Source organism: Actinosynnema sp. NPDC023658, assembly GCF_040639995.1.
Lineage (GTDB): Bacteria > Actinomycetota > Actinomycetes > Mycobacteriales > Pseudonocardiaceae > Actinosynnema.
This window is the reverse complement of the sequence record NZ_JBFAAX010000621.1, coordinates 1-3,383: the sequence shown is the minus strand read 5'-3', so window position 1 is coordinate 3,383 and position 3,383 is coordinate 1. Positions and strand designations below refer to the sequence as shown.

3 protein-coding genes and 1 pseudogene are annotated in these 3,383 nt (G+C 73.8%); 3 read left to right on the top strand and 1 reads right to left on the bottom strand.

Annotated elements, in window-relative coordinates; all coding sequences use genetic code 11:
- On the bottom strand, window positions 1-530 hold a 530-nt coding region (locus tag AB0G02_RS32265; RefSeq protein ID WP_360801712.1), incomplete at its 3' end, for a condensation domain-containing protein.
- A 306-nt stretch (window positions 531-836) separates the two neighbouring features.
- Between AB0G02_RS32265 and AB0G02_RS32260 the strand changes: the two genes are divergently transcribed.
- The 3 genes and pseudogenes from AB0G02_RS32260 to AB0G02_RS32250 form a co-directional block, all read left to right on the top strand.
- Window positions 837-1,811: an ATP-binding cassette domain-containing protein gene (locus AB0G02_RS32260; protein WP_360801709.1), complete on the top strand. Its 975-nt coding sequence runs from the start codon at window positions 837-839 to the stop codon at window positions 1,809-1,811.
- Window positions 1,808-2,638 carry an ABC transporter permease gene (locus tag AB0G02_RS32255; protein ID WP_360801706.1) on the top strand — a complete coding sequence of 277 codons (831 nt, stop codon included), beginning with the start codon at window positions 1,808-1,810 and terminating at the stop codon, window positions 2,636-2,638. Before AB0G02_RS32260 ends, AB0G02_RS32255 begins: the two co-directional genes overlap by 4 nt.
- Before the next feature lie 28 nt (window positions 2,639-2,666).
- A pseudogene (locus AB0G02_RS32250) lies at window positions 2,667-3,383 on the top strand (hypothetical protein); the annotation flags it as partial.

The window sequence follows — 3,383 nt, the reverse complement described above, 5'->3', positions numbered from 1 at the left end:
TCCAGCAGCCCGGTCACGGGCCCGAACGGGTTCGGGCCGGCGTCGAGGCCCCGCGCCAGGGCGGTGTAGACCTCCGCGACCCGCCGTTCCACGAGCGCGGTCCCCGCGCCGTCGAGCACGACGTGGTGGTAGCGGGCGAACCAGCGGTGCCGCTGCTCCCCCAGCCGCAGCAGCGCGAACTCCACGAGGTCGTCGCCGCGCGCGCCGATGGGGCGGGCCAGCCGTCGTGCCGTCCACGCGTCGGCGTCCGCCCCGGACGCGAGGTCCACGACCTCCACCGGAACGTCCACTTCGGACCGGACGAGCTGCTGCGAGCCGGATTCCCCCTCCACCACGGCGATCCGCAGCGCCTCGGCCTCCGCGACGACCAGCCGCAGGGCGCGGGCGAACAGCGCCGTGTCCAGCGGTCCGTCGATGTCGACCTGCTCGGCCACGGCGTACACCGGGTTCGTGGGATCGAGCGACTGCGCGAACCAGATGCCGGCCTGGGCGGCGGTCAGCGGGAGCCGTGCGGTGGGTTCACCGTTCATGTCGTGGTCCTCGCTCTGCGGCGGGTGGAGATCCGCCGTGGACTGGTGCGGCGGGAAGCGGATCGTCACAGTCTTGGACCGCCCAAAAGGAGGGGTCAACGCGCCTGCAACATCATGCAGGGACCGCCCGGGGTGAGCCGTCCGGTCAAGCCGTTTGCACGATCCTGCAGGGGTTTCCGGCGGTCGAGGGCAGTTGTTGCAGCGACGGCCCGAGGGGGTCCCGCGCCGTCTAGCGTCGTTCGCGCACGACGTCCGTGCATGTCGATGGCGCGTGTCGGCGCCATATTTCTCCCTGAGGAGTGGCGCGTGGAAGCAGCGATCCGAGCCGAAGGGCTCCGCAAGAGGTACGGCGACCACGAGGCGCTGCGTGGCGTCGACGTGACGGTCCCGGCGGGCGAGGTGTTCGGCGTCCTCGGCCCCAACGGGGCGGGCAAGACCACGACCGTGCGCATCCTGTCGACGTTGCTGGTGCCCGACGGCGGGCAGGCGTTCGTCGCGGGGCACGACGTGGTGCGCGACCCGCGCGCGGTGCGCCGGGCGATCGGCCTCGCGGGCCAGTACGCGGCCGTGGACGAGAAGCTGACCGGCCGGGAGAACCTACGGCTGATCGGGACTCTGTACCGGATGGGCAGGCGCACGGCGAAGGCCCGCGCCGACGAGCTGTTGGAGCGCTTCTCGTTGCAGGACGCGGCCAACCGCGTCGTGAAGACCTACTCCGGCGGGATGCGGCGGCGGCTGGACCTGGCGGTAAGCATCATCGCGGAGCCCGCGGTGATGTTCCTCGACGAGCCGACCACCGGCCTGGACCTGACGAGCCGGCTCGCGTTGTGGGACATGATCCGCGAGCAGGTGGCGCGCGGCGCGACCGTGCTGCTGACCACGCAGTACCTGGAGGAGGCCGACCAGCTCGCGGACCGGATCGCGGTCATCGACGGCGGCCTGGTCATCGCGGAGGGCACCCCCGACGAGCTGAAGGCCAAGGTCGGCGGCGAACGGCTGGAGGTCTCCGTGGCGCACCGCTCCGACGTCGCGGCCGTCACCGCGCTGCTGGGCCGGATGGTCGTCGCCCCGCCGACCACCTCCCCGGACGGGCTGACGGTGTCGGTCCCGCTGCACGACGGCTTCGGCGGTGTCGCCGACGCGGCCGACGCATTGCGCCCGCTCGGCGCGGCCGTCACCGACTTCGGCACGCGCCGACCGTCGCTGGACGACGTCTTCCTGGCGCTGACCGGCACGACGGCCAACCCCGAGAGGACCAACGCCGAGAGGACGACCCCATGACCACCATCTCCCCCCTGGTCCCCGTGGCCCCGCCCGCCCTGGCCGGTGCGGCGAGCGACACGGCGGCCCTGTTCGCCCGGCACGTGCGCCACATCGCGCGCACGCCGGAGAAGCTGCTCGGCGTCACGCTGATGCCGGTCGCCTACGTGGTGATCTTCGGCGTGCTGTTCGGCGCGGCGATCGCCGTGCCCGGTGGCGGCTCCTACGGCGAGTACCTGATGGCCGGCATCTTCACCCAGACCATGCTGTCCACGGTGTCCAGCACCGCGCTGGGCGTCGCGGACGACCTGGGCAACGGGTTGGTCGACCGCTTCCGGTCGCTGCCGATGTCGCAGGGCGCGGTGCTCCTGGCGCGCACGGCGTCGAACCTGGTGCTGTCGCTGATGTCCATCACGGTCATGGGCCTGGTCGGCCTGCTGATCGGCTGGCGGGTGTCGGCGGGTGCGGCGGCGGCGCTCGGCGCGTTGGGCCTGCTGCTGCTGTTCGGGTTCGCGATGTCGTGGCTGGGCGCGTTGATCGGCCTGGTGGTGCGCGGCGCGGAGGCGATCAGCGCGGTGGCGTTCCTCATCGTGATGCCGCTGACGTTCCTGTCCAACGCGTTCATCCCGCTGGACGGCCTGCCGGCGTGGCTGCGCGTGGTGTGCGAGTGGAACCCGATCAGCTCGGTCGTGGCCGCGTGCCGCGAGCTGTTCGGCAACCCGGCGCCCGCGGGCGACTCGTTCCCGGCGGCGCACCCGATCCCGATGGCGGTCGCGTTGACGCTGGCCGTGCTGCTGGTCACCGCGCCGCTCGCGGTGCGCGCCTACCGCTCGGCGGTGGCCCGGTGACACCGCGGACGCGCACCCGGGCGGGGCGATGGTCGAGCTGAGGCTGGGCCGCGCGCCGACCACGCCACCGTGGTCGCCGTTGGCGGCGGTCGCGGCGGCGGGCGCGGAGTGGTTGGCCGAGGACGACCCGCAGCTGCACGCCCTGCTGCTGGCCGAGCACGGCGAGCGCGAGGAGAACCTCGTGCTGCGCGCCCCCGGCCCGGCGCCGGACCCGACCACGACGGCGAGCGCGGCCGTGCTGCCCGCCGACCCGGTGTCCGGTGTGGACGGTGGCCCGGTCGAACGGCTGGCCGTCGAACGGGCGCGTGCGGCGTTCGGCGCGGAGTACGCCGACGTGCGGCCGTACTCGGGCGTCGAGGCGCGCTCGCTGGTGCTGGACGCGGTGCTCGGCCCGGACGAGGTCGTGCTGGACGCGCGACTGGGCGCCGGGCCCCGCGACGGTCGCGGGCACCGGACCGAGGAGCACCTCTTCGCCGTCGGTGAGGAGATCGACTACGACGGGCTGGCCGCCTTCGCGGACCGGGCGCGGCCGGCGGTGCTGCTGTGCGGCGGCGAGCCGCACCCGCTCACCCCGGACTTCGCCCGACTGCGGGCGATCTCCGACGACGTGGGCGCGCTGCTGGTCGTCGACATCTCCCACGTCGCGGGCCTCGTCGTCACCGGCCTGCTGGCCAACCCCGTCGACCACGCCCACGTGACCACGTTCGACGTGGCGACCGGCCTGCCCGGCGCGCGCGGCGGAGTG

What these genes read in the sequence shown, in the direction of transcription:
- AB0G02_RS32255 (WP_360801706.1), top strand. Translation starts at nt 1,808, where the DNA reads ATGACCACCATCTCCCCCCTGGTCCCCGTGGCCCCGCCCGCCCTGGCC.